17 protein-coding genes and 1 pseudogene are annotated in these 17,617 nt (G+C 69.3%); 11 read left to right on the top strand and 7 right to left on the bottom strand.

Going from position 1 to position 17,617, the window contains the following annotated elements; all coding sequences use genetic code 11:
- The first annotated feature begins 123 nt into the window (after positions 1–123).
- From ACSHWB_RS29505 to ACSHWB_RS29515, 3 genes are read left to right on the top strand one after another with little or no spacing between them, the layout of a single operon-like run.
- Complete coding sequence (locus tag ACSHWB_RS29505; RefSeq protein WP_439656535.1) at positions 124–1,161, top strand: glycoside hydrolase family 5 protein; 1,038 nt, start codon at positions 124–126, stop codon at positions 1,159–1,161.
- 15 nt (positions 1,162–1,176) lie between these two features.
- Positions 1,177–2,055: an aldo/keto reductase gene (locus tag ACSHWB_RS29510; protein ID WP_439656536.1), complete on the top strand. Its 879-nt coding sequence runs from the start codon at positions 1,177–1,179 to the stop codon at positions 2,053–2,055.
- A gap of 13 nt (positions 2,056–2,068) precedes the next feature.
- A complete protein-coding gene (locus ACSHWB_RS29515) occupies positions 2,069–2,404 on the top strand; it encodes an antibiotic biosynthesis monooxygenase family protein (RefSeq protein WP_439656537.1) in 336 nt (111 codons plus the stop codon).
- Here the strand turns inward: ACSHWB_RS29515 and ACSHWB_RS29520 are convergent.
- Positions 2,401–2,886, bottom strand: coding sequence for an NUDIX hydrolase (locus ACSHWB_RS29520; protein WP_439656538.1), 486 nt, complete (start codon positions 2,884–2,886; stop codon positions 2,401–2,403). The two genes, ACSHWB_RS29515 and ACSHWB_RS29520, sit on opposite strands and share 4 nt — an antisense overlap.
- Positions 2,887–2,993: 107 nt before the next feature.
- Between ACSHWB_RS29520 and ACSHWB_RS29525 the strand changes: the two genes are divergently transcribed.
- The 5 genes from ACSHWB_RS29525 (at position 2,994) to prcA (ending at position 8,939) form a co-directional block, all read left to right on the top strand.
- On the top strand, positions 2,994–5,390 hold the full coding sequence (locus ACSHWB_RS29525; RefSeq protein ID WP_439656539.1) for an FtsX-like permease family protein: 2,397 nt from the start codon (positions 2,994–2,996) through the stop codon (positions 5,388–5,390).
- 72 nt (positions 5,391–5,462) lie between these two features.
- The gene (gene dop / locus ACSHWB_RS29530; RefSeq protein ID WP_439656540.1) at positions 5,463–6,956 is read left to right on the top strand and encodes a depupylase/deamidase Dop; all 1,494 of its coding nucleotides are present in this window, start codon (positions 5,463–5,465) and stop codon (positions 6,954–6,956) included.
- Positions 6,957–7,035: 79 nt separating this feature from the next.
- Positions 7,036–7,230, top strand: coding sequence for a ubiquitin-like protein Pup (locus ACSHWB_RS29535; RefSeq protein WP_030471529.1), 195 nt, complete (start codon positions 7,036–7,038; stop codon positions 7,228–7,230).
- Between the two features lie 49 nt (positions 7,231–7,279).
- Positions 7,280–8,128 carry a proteasome subunit beta gene (gene prcB, locus ACSHWB_RS29540; RefSeq protein ID WP_439656541.1) on the top strand — a complete coding sequence of 283 codons (849 nt, stop codon included), beginning with the start codon at positions 7,280–7,282 and terminating at the stop codon, positions 8,126–8,128.
- Positions 8,129–8,162: 34 nt separating this feature from the next.
- Positions 8,163–8,939, top strand: a complete 777-nt coding sequence (gene prcA / locus ACSHWB_RS29545) for a proteasome subunit alpha (protein ID WP_439656542.1) — start codon at positions 8,163–8,165, stop codon at positions 8,937–8,939.
- A 437-nt stretch (positions 8,940–9,376) separates the two neighbouring features.
- Here the strand turns inward: prcA and ACSHWB_RS29550 are convergent, their stop codons facing one another.
- From ACSHWB_RS29550 to ACSHWB_RS29565, 4 genes are read right to left on the bottom strand one after another with little or no spacing between them, the layout of a single operon-like run.
- Positions 9,377–10,012 (bottom strand): alpha/beta fold hydrolase, encoded by a 636-nt coding sequence (locus tag ACSHWB_RS29550; RefSeq protein ID WP_439656543.1) that lies wholly within the window; start codon positions 10,010–10,012, stop codon positions 9,377–9,379.
- A 9-nt stretch (positions 10,013–10,021) separates the two neighbouring features.
- A complete protein-coding gene (locus tag ACSHWB_RS29555) occupies positions 10,022–12,658 on the bottom strand; it encodes an FtsX-like permease family protein (protein ID WP_439656544.1) in 2,637 nt (878 codons plus the stop codon).
- Positions 12,655–13,359, bottom strand: a complete 705-nt coding sequence (locus ACSHWB_RS29560) for an ABC transporter ATP-binding protein (RefSeq protein ID WP_439656545.1) — start codon at positions 13,357–13,359, stop codon at positions 12,655–12,657. The genes ACSHWB_RS29555 and ACSHWB_RS29560 overlap by 4 nt, the downstream gene beginning before the upstream one ends.
- Positions 13,356–13,901 (bottom strand): PadR family transcriptional regulator, encoded by a 546-nt coding sequence (locus ACSHWB_RS29565; RefSeq protein WP_439656546.1) that lies wholly within the window; start codon positions 13,899–13,901, stop codon positions 13,356–13,358. The genes ACSHWB_RS29560 and ACSHWB_RS29565 overlap by 4 nt, the downstream gene beginning before the upstream one ends.
- A gap of 149 nt (positions 13,902–14,050) precedes the next feature.
- On the opposite strand from ACSHWB_RS29565, the gene ACSHWB_RS29570 reads away from it, so the two are divergent.
- The gene (locus ACSHWB_RS29570) at positions 14,051–14,644 is read left to right on the top strand and encodes a GNAT family N-acetyltransferase (RefSeq protein ID WP_439656547.1); all 594 of its coding nucleotides are present in this window, start codon (positions 14,051–14,053) and stop codon (positions 14,642–14,644) included.
- Here the strand turns inward: ACSHWB_RS29570 and ACSHWB_RS29575 are convergent.
- Entirely contained in the window at positions 14,634–15,242 is a 609-nt protein-coding gene (locus ACSHWB_RS29575) for a maleylpyruvate isomerase family mycothiol-dependent enzyme (protein ID WP_439656548.1), read from the bottom strand. The two genes, ACSHWB_RS29570 and ACSHWB_RS29575, sit on opposite strands and share 11 nt — an antisense overlap.
- A 77-nt stretch (positions 15,243–15,319) precedes the next feature.
- On the opposite strand from ACSHWB_RS29575, the gene ACSHWB_RS29580 reads away from it, so the two are divergent.
- Together ACSHWB_RS29580 and ACSHWB_RS29585 are read left to right on the top strand one after the other, a co-directional pair.
- Positions 15,320–15,739, top strand: a complete 420-nt coding sequence (locus tag ACSHWB_RS29580; protein ID WP_439656549.1) for a MarR family winged helix-turn-helix transcriptional regulator — start codon at positions 15,320–15,322, stop codon at positions 15,737–15,739.
- A 5-nt stretch (positions 15,740–15,744) separates the two neighbouring features.
- Positions 15,745–16,572, top strand: a complete 828-nt coding sequence (locus ACSHWB_RS29585) for a hypothetical protein (protein WP_439656550.1) — start codon at positions 15,745–15,747, stop codon at positions 16,570–16,572.
- Between the two features lie 276 nt (positions 16,573–16,848).
- Here ACSHWB_RS29585 and ACSHWB_RS29590 read toward each other — a convergent pair.
- Positions 16,849–17,571: pseudogene (locus ACSHWB_RS29590) on the bottom strand (FGGY family carbohydrate kinase); the annotation flags it as partial.
- Between the last annotated feature and the right edge of the window lie 46 nt (positions 17,572–17,617).

The following is a 17,617-nucleotide window of genomic DNA, read 5'->3' on the forward strand; positions in this document are numbered from 1 at the left end:
GCCGCCGCTCGTCGTTGTGCCGCTTGCCCTTTGGTGCAGTTCGGGCACCGTTCGTTGACCGCTTCGGCACGTTTGCGGGAGTTTGCGTGTACGCCGCCGCAAAGGTCCAGAGGGGATGCTCGAATGGCTTGGCAGAGGTCTGTCCTGGCACTGGCCGCGGTGGTCGTGTTCCCGTTGGGCGGTCTCGCGGTGGGTGCCTCCACCGCGACGGCCGCGTTGCCGGCCGGTTCGCCCGCCGCGGTCAACGGTCAGCTGAAGGTCTGCGGCGTCCAGCTGTGCAACAGCAGTGGCAAGGCCATCCAGTTGCGCGGCATGAGCACGCACGGCATCCAGTGGTTCAACGGCTGCAACAAGTCCCAGTGGTGGGACGCGCTGCAGAACGACTGGAAGGCCGACTTCGTGCGCGTCGCGATGTACGTCGCCCAGGAGGAGGGCGGCTACGAGACGAACCCGCGCAAGTTCACGGACCTGATGCACGGCTACATCGAGGAGGCGACCAGGCGCGGCCTCTACGTGCTGGTCGACTGGCACCAGCTCGACCCCGGCGACCCGAACGTCTACACGGCCAAGGCGAAGACGTTCTTCAAGGAGATCGCGCAGCGGCACAAGGACAAGACGAACATCATCTACGACATCGCCAACGAGCCGAACAACGTGTCGTGGGCGCGGATCAAGTCCTATGCGGAGCAGCTGGTCCCGGTCATCCGCGCGGAGGACCCGGACAGCCTGATCATCTCCGGCACGAACAGCTGGTCGACGTTCGGGCACTCCGAGAAGCAGGACCCGGCGGTGGTGCTGAACAACAAGGTCAACGCCACGAACTTCATGTACTCGTTCCACTTCTACGCCAAGGAGCACCGGGACTCGCACCTCGCGGTCCTCGACCGGGTGTCCAGCCAGGTGCCGGTCTTCGTGACGGAGTTCGGCACGCAGGAGGCCACCGGCGACGGCCCGAACGACTTCACCATGTCGAAGAAGTACGTCGACCTGATGGCCCGCAAGAAGATCTCCTGGGCGAACTGGAACTTCTCCGACGACCCGCGTTCCGGCGCGGTGTTCAAGCCCGGCACCTGCTCGGGCACGTCGTTCAGCGGCACGAGCAGGCTCAAGCCCGCCGGTGCCTGGGTGCGGGACATCGTGCGCGCGCCCGACCAGTGGTGACCTACCGTTGACGGCATGGCTCACCTCGCGCTCGGCCTCGCGTCCCTCGGTCGTCCCGCCTACATCAACCTCGGCCGGGAGGACGCGTTGCCGGCCGTGCGCGACGTCGAGTCCATGCGCGCGCAGTGCCACCTCGTGCTCGACGCGGCCTACGAGCTGGGCATCCGCTGGGTCGACGCGGCCCGTTCGTACGGGTTGTCGGAGGACTTCCTGTCGTCGTGGCTGCCCGGCCACGACGACGTGACGATCTCCAGCAAGTGGGGTTACGCCTACACCGCGGACTGGCGGCCCGACGCCGAGGTGCACGAGGTCAAGGAGCACTCGCTCGCCCGTTTCACCCGGCAGTGGCAGGAGACCTCGGCGTTGCTGCCGCGGGTCGACCTCTACCAGGTGCACTCGCTGACGGCCGACAGCCCGTTGTTCGAGGATCGCGCGTTGCAGGACGCGATGGTCGCGATCGGGGTGCCGCTGGGCTTCTCGACGTCCGGGCCGCGGCAGGCCGACGCCATCCGCAAGGCCGTGGGGCTCGGGATCTTCGGTTCCGTCCAGTCCACTTGGAACGTGCTGGAGACCTCGGCGGGGGAGGCGCTGCGGGAGGCGCACGACGCCGGGTTGCGGGTGATCGTCAAGGAGGGCGTGGCCAACGGCAGGCTCGTCGTGGAGCCTCCGCAAGCGGTTGCGGCACAGGCGGAGGCGCTCGGCGTCGGGCCGGACGCGGTCGCGCTGGCGGCGATCGCGCGGCAGCCGTGGGGGGACGTCGTGCTGTCCGGTGCGGCGAGCCCCGCCCAGCTCCGGTCCAATGTGGACGCGCTGCGGATCGACGTGGACCTGCCCGACCTGGCCGAGCCCGCCGAGCAGTACTGGAAAATCCGTTCCGGGCTCAGCTGGAACTAGTTACCGTGACGCCGTGAGCGATGCGCCCGTCGAGGCTTTCGAACCCCCGTACTACGCGGTGGTCTTCACCACCGTGCGGACCCAGGAGCAGAGCGGCTACCCAGAGACCAACGCGCGCATGGAGGAGCTGGTGCGGGAGGTCCCCGGGTACCTCGGGATGGACCACGCCCAGAACCCCGGCGGGCTCGGCATCACCGTCGCGTACTTCCGCGACGCCGACGCCCTCACCCAGTGGCGGACCAACGCCGAGCACCAGGCGGCACAGCAGCGCGGGCGCGCCCACTGGTACCAGAGCTACACGATCCACGTGGCGAAGGTGGAGCGCAGCCACACCTTCAAGCGGCCCTAGAGCTTCAGCCACTCCTGGCCGATCACGCGGCCGTCCGGGACGAGCGGCCAGCCGGGGTCCTCGATCTTGCCGCGCAGCTCATCGGCGCCCATCCACCCGCCCCAGGCGACCTCCTCGGGCTGGTGGGTGAACGGGCCGTCGCTGCGCGTCTCGTAGATCCACGCGTGGTAGCGCGTGAGCTCGTCGACGTAGGTGGTCCGGAAGAGCGGCGTGAGCGGGGTCTCGACGCCGAGCTCCTCGCGCAGCTCGCGGGCCGCCGCCTCGTCCGGGGTCTCGCCCGCGTCGATCACGCCGCCCGCCGCGAAGTCGTACAGGCCGGGGAAGATGTCCTTGGTGTCGGTGCGGCGGTGCACGTAGATCCACTCGCCGTCGGTGGAGAACACCACGGTCAGGACGCAGCCGTGCCAGAGGTTCTCGGCGCGCATCCGTTCACGGGTCACCTCGCCGATCACGTTCGCGTCCTCGTCGTAGAGGTTGATCATCCCGGTGTCCTCCTGTGGTCGTACGCGAGCTTGCTACCCCAGTCCGACGCCCGCTGATCGCCTTCCTTCCTACCTTCGTGGACGTCAGACGTCACCGAGGAGGATTCGTGTCCACTTCCCTGCGGCTCGGCGTCGCCGAGTTCCGCGCCCGGCCGGGCCGCGCGCTGCTGCCCGGCGTCGCGCTCGTCGTCGGCGTGGCCTGCCTGCTGGCCGCCCTGGTGCTGAGCGACGCGCTCACCCGGTCGGTCGACGAGGGCGCGCCCCTCACCCCGTCCTCGGTGGGCCACGTGGTGGACACCAAACCCGTCGAGTACGACTCGGGCGTCACCGAGGCGAACCGCCCCAAGCTCGACGACGCGTTGCTGGCCAAGCTGTCCTCCGTCGGCCGTGCCGTGCCGGTGCAGGTCGCCCAGGCCGACCTCCTCGACGCGGCCGGCCGGGCCGGCGAGCACCGCGCCGAGGTGCACGTCCAGCAGCCCGACCTCGCGCGCTGGCCGCTGGCGGAGGGAACGGCCCCCGCGGCGGACCGCGAGGTCGCCGTCGACAAGATCACCGCGTACGAGCGGGGCCTCAAGCCCGGCGACAAGATCAAGCTCGCCGCCGCCGACGGCAAGCCGGTCGAGGTGACCGTCAGCGGGATCATGAAGAAGGGCGGGATGGACGCGCGGCCGATCCTGGTCGCCGGTCCCGATCTCGCGAAGAAGCTCGACCCGCAGCCGTTCACCAAGGAGATCTGGGTGCTCGGCGGTACCCGTGCCGCCGTCGCGAGCGCGGCGGGCGCGGCCTACGTCGTGTGGGACCCGGCGCCGGACGCGGACAGCATCGGCAACGAGCTGACGTTCCTCCTGCTGCCGTTCAGCGTGCTCGCGCTGGCCACGGCGGTGTTCGTCGCGGCGGCCACGTTCCGCGCGGTCTACGCGCAGCGTCAGCGGCAGACGGCGTTGCTGCGGTGCATCGGCGCCCAGCGCGGGCCGTTGGTGCGCAGGAGCCTGTTCGAGGCGTTCGTGACGGGTGCGGTGGCGGGTGTCGCCGGTGCGTTGCTGGGCGGGCCGATGGCGTGGCTGCTGGCCAGGACGTTCGACGTCACGGGCATCTCCGTGCTGTTCGGCGCGGTGGAGCTCAGCCCGGAGCTGCTGCCGTCGCTCGGCTACGTGATCCTCGGAGTCGTCGTCGCCGCGCTGTTGAGCGTGATGGCGGCTGTGCGTCCCGCGATCAACGCCGCGCGCGTCTCGCCGTTGGCCGCTCTGCGTGACGCCGAGAACGAGGTGCCGCCTCGTTCCGTGCGTCGCCTTCGGCTCGTGTTCGGCGTGCTGTTCACCGGTGGTGCCGTGCTGCTCGGGATGGCGGCGATCGCCGCCAAGGGCACGTCCGCAGCCCCGCTGGCCGTCACGTTCTCCGCGATCGCCGCGGTGACCGGCCTGTTCTGGATCCTCGGCCCGGTCACGGTCCCGCTCATCGCGCGACTGTTCGGCCGGATCGGCGGCACGCAGTGGAAGCTCGCCGGCGCCGAGGTGCGCAGGATGCCGCAGCGGTCGGCCTCGGTGGCGCTGCCGTTGCTCCTGGCGAGCTCGATGGTGACCTTCTTCCTGGTCGTGCTGGGCGGGGCTGAGGAGCTGACGTTCCAGTACGCCAACGAGGAACGCCCGGACGCGACCGTGGTGGACGCGGGCGAGCGCCCGTTGCCGGAGATCCCCGCCCAGCCGGGCGTGGCCGCGAGCGTCGTGCTGCACAAGACCGGTGACGGCGCCGCGAGCGTGGACCCGGAGGAGTTCAGGACCTGGCTCAAGGCGCAGAACGTGTCCGGTGCCGAGCAGCTCGTCGCCGGCACCGCGATCGTGCCGCCGCACTGGGAGGACCGGCCGTTCGTCGAGGCCGACGGCAAGCAGTACAAGGTCGTCGGCACGGTGCCGGGCAGCATCACCGGCTACACGCCGATCATCGCCGGCGCCACGTCGGGACCGGCGGAGAAGGTGCTGGTCGCGTTGAAGCCCGGTGTCGACCCCGCCGAGTTCCGCTCGCAGCTGCAGGCCGCGCTGCCGAACAACCCGACCGTGATCGTGCAGACGGACGCGGACGAACGGGCAGAGGCCGCCCGGTACATGCACCTGGGCACCGTGCTGATGATGGTGCTGCTCGGACTGTCCGTGGCGGTCGCCGTGACCGGCATCGGCACCGCGCTGACCATCTCCGTCCAGGAACGCCGCAAGGAGCTCGCGCTCAGGCGCGCCTTGGGCGTCACTCAGGGCGGACTGCAGGGCGGGGTCATCGCTGAAGCGATCATGTTGGCCCTGGTCGGGGTGATCGGTGGAGGCGCGCTCGGGTTCGCCTACGCGGAGGTCGCGTTTCTTTCGATCGGCGTGCCGCTGACCCTGCCGGGCCTCAAGGTGGTGTTGCCGCTGGTCACGGGCGCGGTGATCGTGATTCTGCTCGCCGTGGTCGCCGCTTTCGGGCCTTCTCGCGGCGCATCGAGGATCCGTCCTGCCGCCGGACTGGCATCCGGGTGAATAGGGTGAGGGGAGCTTCAACGCGAAGCTCCCCTCACGCTGTTGTCGGGGTCAGGTCATAAGGTGTGAGCTATGCGGCGGATCATGGGAACCGAGGTCGAGTACGGCATCTCAGTGCCGGGCGACGCGACCGCGAACCCGGTGCTCACTTCGACACAGGTGGTGCTCGCGTACGCGGCGGCGGCGGACATACCGCGCGCCAGGCGGGCGCGCTGGGACTACGAGGTGGAGTCACCGTTGCGCGACGCGCGCGGGTTCGACCTGGGCTCGCCCGGCGGGCACCCCGCCGACTCCGACGTCGAGGACCTGGGCGCGGCGAACGTCATCCTCACCAACGGCGCGCGGCTCTACGTCGACCACGCGCACCCCGAGTACTCGGCGCCCGAGGTCACCAACGCGCGCGACGCGGTGATCTGGGACAAGGCCGGGGAACGGATCATGGAGGAGGCCGCGATCAAGGCGGCGTCCGTGCCAGGCCAGCCCCGGCTGCAGCTGTACAAGAACAACGTCGACGGCAAGGGCGCGTCGTACGGCACGCACGAGAACTACCTGATGCAGCGCTCGACGCCGTTCACGGCCGTCATCGCGGGCCTCACGCCGTTCTTCGCGTCGCGCCAGGTCATCACCGGGTCCGGCCGCGTGGGCATCGGGCAGTCCGGCGAGGAGGCCGGCTTCCAGCTCTCGCAGCGCTCCGACTACATCGAGGTCGAGGTCGGCCTCGAGACCACGCTCAAGCGCGGCATCATCAACACGCGCGACGAGCCCCACGCGGACGCGGACAAGTACCGCCGCCTGCACGTCATCATCGGCGACGCGAACCTCGCCGAGTACTCCACGTTCCTCAAGGTCGGCACCACCTCGATCGTCCTCGACATGATCGAGGCCGGACAGCGGTTCGACGACCTGCGCATGGTCGACCCGGTGCGCGCGGTGCACCAGATCAGCCACGACCCGACGCTGAAGTTCAAGGTCGAGATGACCGGCGGGCGCAAGTTCACCGGCCTCGACGTGCAGTTCGCCTACCACGAGCGCGCGCTGGCGTTCGTGGACAAGGAGGGCGTCGGCGACCGCGAGGTCCTGCGGATCTGGGGCGAGGTGCTCGAGGCGCTGGCCCGCGACCCGGCGGAGTGCGCCGACCGGCTCGACTGGGTCGCCAAGCTGCGGCTGCTCGAGGGCTACCGGCAGCGCGACGGCCTGGAGTGGGGCGCGGCCAGGCTCAACCTGGTCGACCTGCAGTACTCCGACGTCCGCCTCGACAAGGGCCTCTACAACCGCCTGGTCGCGCGCGGCTCGATGAAGCGCCTCGTGAGCGAGGACGAGGTCCGCGCCGCCATCACCGCGCCGCCCGAGGACACGCGTGCGTACTTCCGCGGCCGGTGTCTGGAGCGCTACCCGACCTCGGTCGCGGCTGCGTCGTGGGACTCGGTGATCTTTGACCTCGGTCGAGAATCCCTCGTGCGAATCCCCACCCTGGAGCCGCTGCGCGGGACGAAAGCGCACGTCGGAGCCCTTCTGGAGGCGTCTGACACCGCCGAGCAACTGGTGGACGCGCTGACTCGCGGGTGATCGTCTACCCGAGTGGCTCAGGATTTTTGTCGGTGCCGCTGGGTAGTGTTCTTGTCAGGCGAGTGAGCGGGAGGCCGAGATGTCCCAGGAACAGAAGCAGCGCCAGGGCGGTGGCGACGGAGACGACGGCGCGGACGACGCTGCCGGAGCCGGTCAGGAACGCCGCGAGAAGCTCGGCGAGGACGTGGACGCGATCCTCGACGAGATCGACGACGTGCTCGAGGAGAACGCGGAGGACTTCGTCCGCGCATACGTGCAGAAGGGTGGTCAGTAGGCCTTCGGGGGCCTGTTGACCACTCCGGGGACGGGAGAACAACCAACACATGGACCACAGCTCGACCGGGCGTTACCCGGCCGCGGCGTTGCCCTCGGCGTACCTCACGCCCGGCTCGTCGTCGTTCACGGACTTCCTGCGGGCCCAGGCACCCGACATGCTGCCTAGTGCCCGGAAGCTCCCGGAGGGGACCGTTCAGGCCCCGCACGGGACGACGATCGTCGCGGCCACCTACAAGGGTGGTGTCGTGATCGCCGGCGACCGGCGCGCGACGATGGGCAACGTGATCGCCCAGCGCGACATGAAGAAGGTCTTCGTCACCGACGACCATTCGGCCGTCGGCATCGCGGGCACCGCGGGCATCGCGATCGAGATCGTGCGCCTGTACACGGTGGAGCTGCGCCACTACGAGAAGATCGAGGGCGTGCCGCTGTCGCTCGACGGCAAGGCGAACCGCCTCTCGGCGATGATCAGGGGCAACCTCGACGCGGCCATGGCCGGCCTCGCCGTGGTGCCCTTGTTCGCCGGGTACGACACCTCGGCCACCGACTCGGAGCGCGCCGGCCGCATCGTGTCCTACGACGTCACCGGCGGCCGCTACGAGGAGTCGCAGGGCTACCAGGCCGTCGGCTCGGGCTCGCTGTTCGCGAAGTCGGCGCTCAAGAAGCTCTACGACCCCGACGCGGACGTCGAGGCCGCGATCCGCTCCGTCGTAGAGGCTCTGTACGACGCCGCCGACGACGACTCGGCCACGGGCGGCCCGGACCCGGTCCGCCGCCTCTACCCGATCGTGGTCACCATCAACGGCGCCGACGGTGCCGTAGAGGTGCCGGAACCCCAGGTCGCCACGATCGCCGACGCGGTCGTCGAAGGCCGCAGGTCCCGCCCCGCAGGCTGAGTCCCCCGCAGGTTCGACGTCAGGAGCACCACCCATGACGATGCCGCTGTACGCATCGGCAGAGCAGGTGATGCGCGACCGCTCGGAGTACGCCCGCAAGGGCATCGCCAGGGGTCGCAGCGTCATCGTGCTCAAGTACGCCGACGGCATTCTCTTCGTCGCGGAGAACCCTTCCAGCACGCTGCACAAGGTCTCGGAGATCTACGACCGCATCGGCTTCGCCGCCGTGGGTCGGTACAGCGAGTTCGAGAACCTTCGGCAGGCCGGGATCCGGTTCGCCGATGTCCGCGGGTATCAGAACGATCCGCGCGACGTCACGTCCCGGTCGTTGGCCAACGTGTACGCCACTACGCTTGGTACCTACTTCACCGAGCAGATCAAGCCGTTTGAGGTGGAGATCTGTGTGGCTGAGGTTGGGGACTCCGCCGCTACCGACACGTTGTACCGGTTGACGTACGACGGGTCCATTGTGGATGAGCCCCAGTTCATCGTGATGGGTGGTGCCGTTGATGCGCCCAACACGGCCTTGAAGGAAGCCTTTGCTGATGGGCTGACCTTGGCTGAGGCTGTTCCCATTGCTGTCAAGGCGTTGTCTGCTGGGTCTCCCTCTACTGGGAACGGGTCTGCTGAGCTGCTTCCTGCTGCCAAGCTGGAGGTTGCGGTTTTGGAGAGGGCTCGGCCGCGGAGGGCGTTTCGGCGGATTGCTGGGGCGGCCTTGGATTCTCTTATGCCTGCGCCTACCAAGGGTGGGAAGGCTGTTGAGGATGTTGAGCTGCCTGATGGGGACTCGTCGGAGGGTGAGTCCAAGTAGGGTTGGCTTTTGGCGGGGCCCCTGGCCGGTTGGCTGGGGGCCTTTTGTTTGTTGTCGCGTTGGTTGGGTGGGTCGTCTCCCTGTTGCGTCGGCCTGTGGTTGAGAGTTCGTAGGTGGTCACCTTGCGTGCGGTGACCTTCCTGTTGCGAGACTTGCTCGGAGCTCCGCCCCGAACCCCGCCAATCTGATCAAAAGCCGGGGTCCACGCCACGCGCAGGTTGATGGCACGCCCGTTGCTTTGGGCGAAGTGGCGTTGCGTAGTGGGGCGCGCCACCCCACCCAGACCGCATTGGTAAGGACGGCTCGCCTGCGGCATCGCGGACCATCCGTCGCCCAGCCCGGATGTCCAGCCCGCTCTCGCCTCTGCCTCGCGGGACTGTCAGACCCGCTGAGTACGTTGGGTCGCGGGGGATCCAACTTCGAAGGGGACCCCTGCGTCAGCCTGCGTAGGTTGCCAGCAGGTCTGCCAGCTCCGTCGGCTTGCTCAGCGAAGCGCAGTGGCCCGCTGCCAGTTCTACTGGTTCTACGTTCTCCAGGCGCTCTGCCACCACCTTGCGCATGAAGGTCGGCGTGAAGAACCGGTCCTCTGTGCACAGGATGAAATGTGTTGGCACGTCTGGCAGTGCTGCTAGTGGCCAGGGCTTGGACATGCAGGTTTCGGACATGCCGCGTTCGCGCTTCTGGGCTTCTGCCGCCAGGTCTGGTGGGACGTCGTGGAAGAACTGGTCGTCCAGGCCCGAGTCGGTGTAGCCGGTGTTGGCCCACCAGTCGCCTGGCGTTTCGCCTGGGGCCGGGAGCATCGCCGTCACGTAGACCAGGGCTTTGGCGTTGACTTCGGCTGCGGCGATCGGGGCTACGAAGCCTCCGAACGAGTGGCCTACGACCACCACGTCCTCAGCGGACGGGAGGGCGGCCACCAGGGCGGACGCCCAGTCCGTCAGGTCCTTCTGCTCGTCCTCGATGGGGAGGTCCGGGGCGATTGTGGTGTGGCCCTTGGCTTCTAGCGCTTGTGCTACCAGGTGCCAGGACCAGCCCACGTCGCCGCCTCCGTGCGCTATCGCGAAGGTCGTCATGGAGGGAGCCTATTCTCGGCGTTCAATCGGTAGGCGGGATCGGGTGAAGAGGGCCGCGCCCAGCATTGCCACTGCGGGGACGAGCAGGAGTGAGATGGCGATGTTGGGCCAGGGGATGGTCAGCGGGTTCAGTTCTGGTTGGGGCCAGAGGTCTTCGTAGCCCACGTTCAGGGCTGCTAGCAGTGCTAGGGCCGAGCCTGCTCCTGCCGCTGTGCCCAGTAGGCCGCCTATGCCGGCTATTACTCCTGCCTGGCTCAACGACAGCAGTTTGCGCAGGCCTGGGGTTGCGCCTACTGCTGCGAGAGTTGTCAGGTCTCGCTTGCCGTCTGCTGCCGCCAGGCCTGTGGCCAGGGCTGCTGCTGCGAGGGTGATGATGCCTGCCACCAGGCCGAGGATGCTGAGGGCCTGTTGTACGTCTGACTCCGTTGGGCGGTCTACGTGTACCTCGTACTCGCCGCCCAGGGCTGCTGTCAGTGCGTCTTGTTCTTGTTCTGTGGGCATGCGGGTTGTGGTGGCGTACATGGTGAACGTGGCTAGGTCGAAGCCCAGGGAGCGTGCGGTTTCCTCGGTCATCACGGCCAGTGGGGCCGGGTGGCGTTGTGGGGTCGCGTAGCCCGGGACCGGGGTTGTGGTGGCTTTTGTGCCTGTGGCCAGTAGGACCTTGTCGTTGGCGACGAGGGTTGGGTTGTTGACGACCACCTTGCCCTCGCGGAGGGCCTTTTGGGCTGCGGGGACGTCTGCCTCGGTCAGGTGCAGGAGGGACTGGACGGCTTCTGGGGTTGCTACGACCAGGAAGCCGTCTGGAGTGGTGTAGGTGCCGAAGTAGCGGTGGGACTTGCCCACGCCGGTGCAGCGCTGGTCGGCTCGTGCCGACTTTTGTTCTGCCTCTGTGGGTTCTCTGCGCAGGACGTCGTGGGTGTAAGGGCATTCGCGGTCCGCTGGTGGGCGGATGTGGGCGAAGCACTGGCCGCCGTCGCACGCGAGGAGTTTCAGTTCGTGGGTCTCGGTTGCCGGGGTGGTGGTGCGGATCGCGGTGGCCACCGACGGGGCGATCGGGGTGGTGCTGAGCTTGGAGAGGTCGTCCAGGCGGAAGACGCTCACGTCGCCCATGTTGCCTGCCAGCTGGCCTGCCTCCTGCTGGGACTGGGAGGTCAGCATGACGCTCACCGCCACCGCGCCGATCACGGCGGCCATGACTGCTGAGATCGCTGGGGCTGCCGCTGTTCTGTTGCGGGAGGCGTCTCGCAGGGCGATTCGGAGTGCGACCGGGAGCCAGCGGCCGGTCTTTGCGAGCAGGCCCAGTAGTGACGGGGTGCAGAGGACCAGGCCCACCTCGGTCAGGATCAGGGCGATGAGGATGCCGGTGAACTGCATCTGGATCGCGCTGACGATGCCGGTGGCCACGCCCGCGGCGGTGAGGATCAGGCCGAGCAGCAGCCAGCGGCGGCGGGAGCGGGTGATGCCTCGTCTGCCTGCCAGGGCGGTCACCACGTCCTGGCGGGACGAGATCCAGGCCGGGACCAGGGCCGCCAGGACGCCGGTGACCAACGCCAGCAGTGCCAGGGCGGTCAGGGCCTGCGGGAAGAGACGCAGGGCGCCGAAGCGTTCGGCCAGGAGCCATTCGACCACCGGGCGGCCTGCCGTCGCGGACGCGATGCCGAGGACCACGCCGCCCAGTGCGGCCAGCGTGCCCAGGACCACGCCGTCCGCCAGGACCACGCGGCGGACGTGGGCCGGGGAGCCTCCTACCGCCGCCACCAGGGCCAGGTCGCGTTTGCGGCGGCGGGCGCCCACCGCCATGGCCGAGCCTGCCAGCAGTGACATCTCCAGCACGGCCAGGCCCGCCACCAGGGCGAGGACCTCGGCGCCCAGCTGGTCGGAGTCCGGGAACTCGGGGTAGCGCTCCGAGGCCGGCGGCAGGTTGTGCAGGACATTGCGGGACAGGGCTGCCACGCCGGACTTGTTGAGCTCCTTGACCTTCGACCACGGGAGCGGGGTGGTGACCAGCCAGGAGCGGTCGGTGTGGTCGAAGGTGCCGGGGAGTGCGACGACCGTGGTGTTGTCCAGGCGGTCCGGTTCCTCGACGACGCCCACCACGGTGAACCTGCGGTCGTCCTCGATGGTGAGGGTGCCGCCCAGCGTGGTGCCGGTGCGGTCCATCGCCTTGCGGGACAACGCGATCTCGGTGGTGGTCGTGGCCGCCCTGCCTTCCAGGACGGTGATCATGCCGTTGGTCAGCGGGTTGTTCAGGTCGAGCATGCGGACGCCCGCGCGACCCACGCCCGCCGTGGTGCGGATGCTGACGCCGCCGCGTTCCACCGGGACCAGGTCGGTGCCGGGGAGCAGGGCGCGGAGGCGGTCCTCGGACGGGGGCTCGCCCTCGGCGTTGGTGGTCGGGATCGCGTTGTCCCTGGTCGGCTCCTGGATCACCGGGCCGCGGTAGGGCCAGCTGACGAGGGCCTCGGCGGCGCCCATGCGTCGTGCGGCGTCCTCGTCCGGGGTCAGGGTGGTCGAGTCGTGGACGATCGCGGTGAACGTCAGTGCGGCCACCGGGACCGCGATCAGGGCCACGACGAGGGCCGAACGGCCCGCTGACCTGCGGGTCTCGCGGGAGGCGATGCGCAGTGCTGCGCGCCATCCGGTCACGGGGTGCTCAGCAGTTCTTCTGGCTGGTCGCGGGACGAGACGTCGACGATCGAGCCGTCGCGCAGGAAGACGACGCGGTCCGCCCAGGCGGCGTGACGGGCGTCGTGGGTGACGAGGACGGCGGCCGCTCCTGCGTCCACTTTGGATCGCAGGAGGCGTAGGACTGTTTCTCCCGTGTGGGAGTCGAGGGCGCCGGTGGGCTCGTCGGCGAGCACCAGGCGGCGTTCGCCGATCAGGGCTCTGGCGATGGCCACGCGTTGTTGCTGGCCGCCGGACATCTCGTCGGGGAAGCGGTCGGCGTAGCCGTCGAGGTCTACTTCGGACAGTGCCTTTTCGGCCTGCTGACGGGACTTGCGGACGCCGTCGAGGTCCAGGGGGAGCGCCACGTTCTCGGCGGCGGTCAGGCTCGCGATCAGGTTGAGGTCCTGGAAGACGTAGCCGATCCGCTTGCGGCGCCAGGCGGCGAGTTGCTTGCGGGACAACGAGCCCAGGCTCGTGCCGTCCACCAGCACCTGGCCGCTGGTCGGGCTGTCCAGGCCGCCGCAGAGGTTCAGCAACGTCGACTTGCCGGAGCCGGACGGGCCCATCACGGCGACCAGCTCGCCCGGTTCGACGGTGAGGGAGATGCCGTTGAGGGCGTTGACCGCGGTCTCGCCGGTGCCGTGCACGCGGTGCACGCCGCGCAGTTCGAGGACGGTCATCTCGGCACCTCGACGTCCGTCGTGGTGGGGAGGGGCTTGGGCTCGTAGCGGACGAGGCTCGTCTCGCAGTGGTCGAGCCAGCGCAGCTCGGCCTCGGCCTGGAAGATCATCGCGTCCAGCACGAGCAGCCACGGCAGGTCGCCCGGCTGGGTCTTGAGCCTGGTGTACTCCTGCAACGTGCGCATCGTGGCCGTGCGCTGGGTCATCACGACCTTGGCCACGTCCACGCCCGGTGTGGTGATCGCGAGGGCGAGCTTGATCGCCACCTCGTCGCGCGGCCGGTCACCGCGCTGCACGGGTGTGGCGAACCACTTCCCCAGCTCGGTTCGGCCGTCCGCGGTGATCTCGTAGGGCCGCTGGCCCTCGTTCTCGGGAAGTGCGGTGACCAGGTCGTCGCGCTCCAGGCGCGACAACGTCGTGTAGACCTGCCCGATGTTCAACGGCCACGTGCCGCCGGTGGCCGAGTCGAACGCCGCCCGCAGCTGGTACCCGTACATGGGCCCGCGCTGCAGCAGCGCGAGCAGACCGTGTTTGACCGACATACCTACTGAGTATGCATACTGAGTATGTCCCTGGCAAACGGTGACGCGGAAACAGGAGTGCGCCCGGCCCCGCCATCAGGAACCCTGATGGCACTGGCCGGAGTGGGGTGGGAAGCGTGGTCGGCGCCGCGCGGGGGAGAACGGGCAAGGTGAGCCTGCTGGGGGCTTCCGGCGGAACAGGGGTGCGGCACGAACCGGATCCGCCCGTCGTCCGGGACTACGAGCCGCGCGACGAGCCGTCGTGGCTGCGCTGCCGGGTGCTCGGGCTGCTGGCCACGACCTGCTACGACGACGTGTGGCCCGCCAAGCGCCGCGCCGACCTGGAGCTCGTCGTGGCCGACGGTGACGTGACCGGCGTGCTGGACGTGTCGGTGCCGGGAACGCGGGCGACGATCGAGACCGTCGTCGTGCACCCCGACCGCCAGGGCAGGGGGATCGCGACGGCGCTGCTCGCGGAGGCGGTGCGGCGGCTGGAACGGTGCGGTGTGCGCGAGGTCGACGCCTGGACCCGCGAGGACGAGCCGGCGCTGGGATGGTTCGCGCGCAACGGGTTCGTGGAGGACCGCCGCTACCTGCAGGTGTACGCGTCGCCCGCGGAGGTGGGCACGGTGCTGAGCGTGAAGTACGGGCTGGAGCCCGTCGGGGCGTTCCTGCACGCCAGGATCGAACGGGAGGCCGAGTTGCGGCAGCGGTTCGAGCGCGTGCACGTGTGCCGCAGGATGGTGCGCGAACTCAGACCGTGATGCCGGTGAGGCGCGGGATCGTGGCGGTGCGCCCGGCGAGCAGCATGACCAGCGCCTCGATCGGCCCGCTGATCTCGGCGCCCTCGCCGACGGTCCAGTCGGTGTCGGTGGCGACGAGCCGGTGTCCCGCCAGGCGGCGGCGCGCGTGGAACGGGAACCCGATGCGCCACAGGTCGTCGGCCGCGACGACGGCGGCGTCGACCGGCATGTGGCGTTCGATGCCGAGTGGCAGCGCGATGTCCTGCGTGTGGACCATGGTGTCCATCAACGCGTTCTTGAGCGTCTGGCCGGGCGCGAGCCGGTGCAGCCCAACGGCACCGCGCAGGTCCGCGACCAGTTCGGCGGTCGGTCTGCGGGCCTCGTCACGGGCGGTCTGGTCGACCATGCGGTTGAAGCTCCCGCGAGCACGGACGAACGCCTTGAACGCCATACCGGCGCTGACCCGGTTCGCGAGCGACAGGTGGGCGGCGACCTCGCGCACCGTCCAGCCCGCGCACAGCGACGGGTAGGTCCACTCGACGTCGGTCAGGCCCGCGAGCAGGTCCGCGGTCGCCGCGCGCTCGGCGTCGATCGTCTGCCAGATCCTCGTCTCGTCCATCGCCCTCTCCTCTTGATTTAGTTCGATAGGCTGACTACTTTAATCAGAGTATCTGACCAAATGCAACGGGGGTTCGTGTGAACATCGGGCTGCTGCTCTTCATTCCGAACCGGGACGTGGAGAACCGCGTCCTGGCGGCGGTCAACGCGGCGGGCTTCGGCGTCACCCAGGCCCAGGCGCGCGTGCTGATGCGCGTCGACCCGGAGGGGACGCGGCTGACCGTGCTCGCGGAGGCGGCCCAGGTGACCAAGCAGACCGCCGGGTTCCTGGTGGACCAGCTGGAGAAGTCCGGCTACGTGGAACGCGTGCCCGACCCCGAAGACGGCAGGGCGCGGCTGGTGAAGGTCACCGAGAAGGCGCTGGGGGCTGTGCCCGTCGCGAACGAGGAACTGGCCAGGATCGAGGCGGAATGGGAACAGCACATCGGCAAGCGCCGCATGGCCCAGCTGCGCGAGGCGCTGGAGATGCTCGGCGAGATCACCGATCCGTACCGCTGACCCGCGTGGTGCCGGTGCCGTTCGACCCGGTCGCGCCGACGACCGCCGCGGTCTACCGGGTGGTGTCGGCGGGAGAGCCGGCGTTCGTGAAGATCCTGCGCCGACCGCACATTCCGGACCAGGTCAAGGACGTCGTGGGCGATCTCCCGTGGCGTGACGAGGCGGAGTTCCTGCTGTCGGACTTCGTGCTGCCGCCGGGGATGCGCCGGCCGCGTGTGCTGAGGGTGGACGACTTCGGCGACCGGATCGCGTTGTGGCTGGAGGACGTGCGCTGCGCCGACGTGGAGTGGGACCTGCCCCGCTTCCGGCGGGCCGCGCTGGCACTCGGGCGCTGGGCCGGTCGCCGCTGGGGTGGCGCGCCGGGCAGGGCGTTGCGGGTGCTGTACGAGGGAAGACTCGTGCGGGACGCGTTCCGGCGGCCGCACTGCTCGGCCCTCGCGCAACGGTTGCCGGGGCTCCTGTCGCGACTGGAGGCGTTGCCCCAGGCGAACGGGCACAACGACGCCTGCCCGCAGAACCTGCTGGTGCCGCAGGACGATCCGGAGTCGTTCGTGGTGATCGACGTGACCTGGCAGTGCCCGAACCCGGTCGGCGCGGACCTCGGTCAGCTGCTCGTGGGACTCGCCCAGGCCGGGCGGATGGCCGTCGCGGACCTGCCACCCGTGCGCGAGGCGATCATCGACGCCTACCTCGACGGGCTGCGGCTCGAACATCGTGCTGTGTCACGGGAAGAGGTCGTGCTCGGCTGCGACGGGACGCTGGCCGTGCGCAGCGCGTTCCACTCGGAACCCGAACTGGCCGAATACCTCGTGGAACGCGCCATGGCCCTCTGAGCGACTTGCCGGATGTCGTGTCCGAAACGATGGGCTACAGCCCTGGACTTGAGCGTGCCTGGCTCAAGTCTGGAACCGCACGCGGGGACCTTTCGTACTGTCAGAGCACACGCGGGGTCCCCGCGTGCCGTAGAAGAGCGCTCGCCGGGCCCTTGTGTGGGCCCGGCGAGCTGGGGACAGAACTTCTGGCCAGGTCTTAGGAAGCGAGCAGCTCCGACACCCGCGTGCGGACCTCCGGCGAGTCGAGCCCGCGGACCATCACGGTGGTGCGGCGGCGCAGCACGTCGTCCACAGCGCGGCCTGCTGGTCGCCGAGCGCCGACGCGACCGGGACGCCCTCGTAGCTGCCGTACACCTCGGAGGAGGACCGGATCTCGGGGAGCATCTCGCGCGGCACGTCCATCGCGGCCACCAGCTCCGGGTCCCAGTCCAGGGTCTCCAGGTTCATCAGCATGGTGCGCGAGGCGTTGGTGACGTCGGTGACGTGGCGGCCGGTCAGGTTCCAGATCAGCCAGGTGTCCATGGTGCCGAACAGGACCTCGCCGCGCCCGGCCTTCTCACGCAGACCGTCGACGTTGTCGAGGAGCCAGCGCAGCTTCGGGCCGGAGAAGTAGGTGGCCAGGGGGAGACCGGAGCGTTCACGGAACCGGTCCTGGTCGCCCAGTGCCTTGATCAACGCGTCGGTGCGCGTGTCCTGCCAGACGATCGCGTTGTGCACGGGCTCGCCGGTCGCCTTGTCCCACACGACCGTGGTCTCGCGCTGGTTCGTGATGCCGAACGCGGCGATGTCGCCGAACGAGAGAGAGGCGTGGGCCAGCGCGTCGCGCACGACGGCCTGGACGTTCGTCCAGATCTCGGTCGCGTCGTGCTCCACCCAGCCCGGCCTCGGGAAGATCTGGCGGTGCTCGCGCTGAGCGACCGACACGATCCCGCCGGACTGGTCGAACACGATGCACCGGGACGACGTCGTGCCCTGGTCGATCGCCGCGATGTAAGCCACGTGCACACTCCCTTGTGCGAACCATTCGACAATGTCGAACGATTCC

This window comes from Lentzea sp. HUAS TT2, from assembly GCF_051853195.1.
Classification (GTDB): domain Bacteria; phylum Actinomycetota; class Actinomycetes; order Mycobacteriales; family Pseudonocardiaceae; genus Lentzea.

Coding starts and splice junctions, on each gene's coding strand:
- ACSHWB_RS29505 (WP_439656535.1), top strand. CDS start 124: ATGGCTTGGCAGAGGTCTGTCCTGGCACTGGCCGCGGTGGTCGTGTTC.
- ACSHWB_RS29510 (WP_439656536.1), top strand. CDS start 1,177: ATGGCTCACCTCGCGCTCGGCCTCGCGTCCCTCGGTCGTCCCGCCTAC.
- ACSHWB_RS29520 (WP_439656538.1), bottom strand. CDS start 2,886: ATGATCAACCTCTACGACGAGGACGCGAACGTGATCGGCGAGGTGACC.
- dop (WP_439656540.1), top strand. CDS start 5,463: ATGCGGCGGATCATGGGAACCGAGGTCGAGTACGGCATCTCAGTGCCG.
- ACSHWB_RS29535 (WP_030471529.1), top strand. CDS start 7,036: ATGTCCCAGGAACAGAAGCAGCGCCAGGGCGGTGGCGACGGAGACGAC.
- prcB (WP_439656541.1), top strand. CDS start 7,280: ATGGACCACAGCTCGACCGGGCGTTACCCGGCCGCGGCGTTGCCCTCG.
- prcA (WP_439656542.1), top strand. CDS start 8,163: ATGACGATGCCGCTGTACGCATCGGCAGAGCAGGTGATGCGCGACCGC.
- ACSHWB_RS29550 (WP_439656543.1), bottom strand. CDS start 10,012: ATGACGACCTTCGCGATAGCGCACGGAGGCGGCGACGTGGGCTGGTCC.
- ACSHWB_RS29560 (WP_439656545.1), bottom strand. CDS start 13,359: ATGACCGTCCTCGAACTGCGCGGCGTGCACCGCGTGCACGGCACCGGC.
- ACSHWB_RS29565 (WP_439656546.1), bottom strand. CDS start 13,901: ATGTCGGTCAAACACGGTCTGCTCGCGCTGCTGCAGCGCGGGCCCATG.
- ACSHWB_RS29575 (WP_439656548.1), bottom strand. CDS start 15,242: ATGGACGAGACGAGGATCTGGCAGACGATCGACGCCGAGCGCGCGGCG.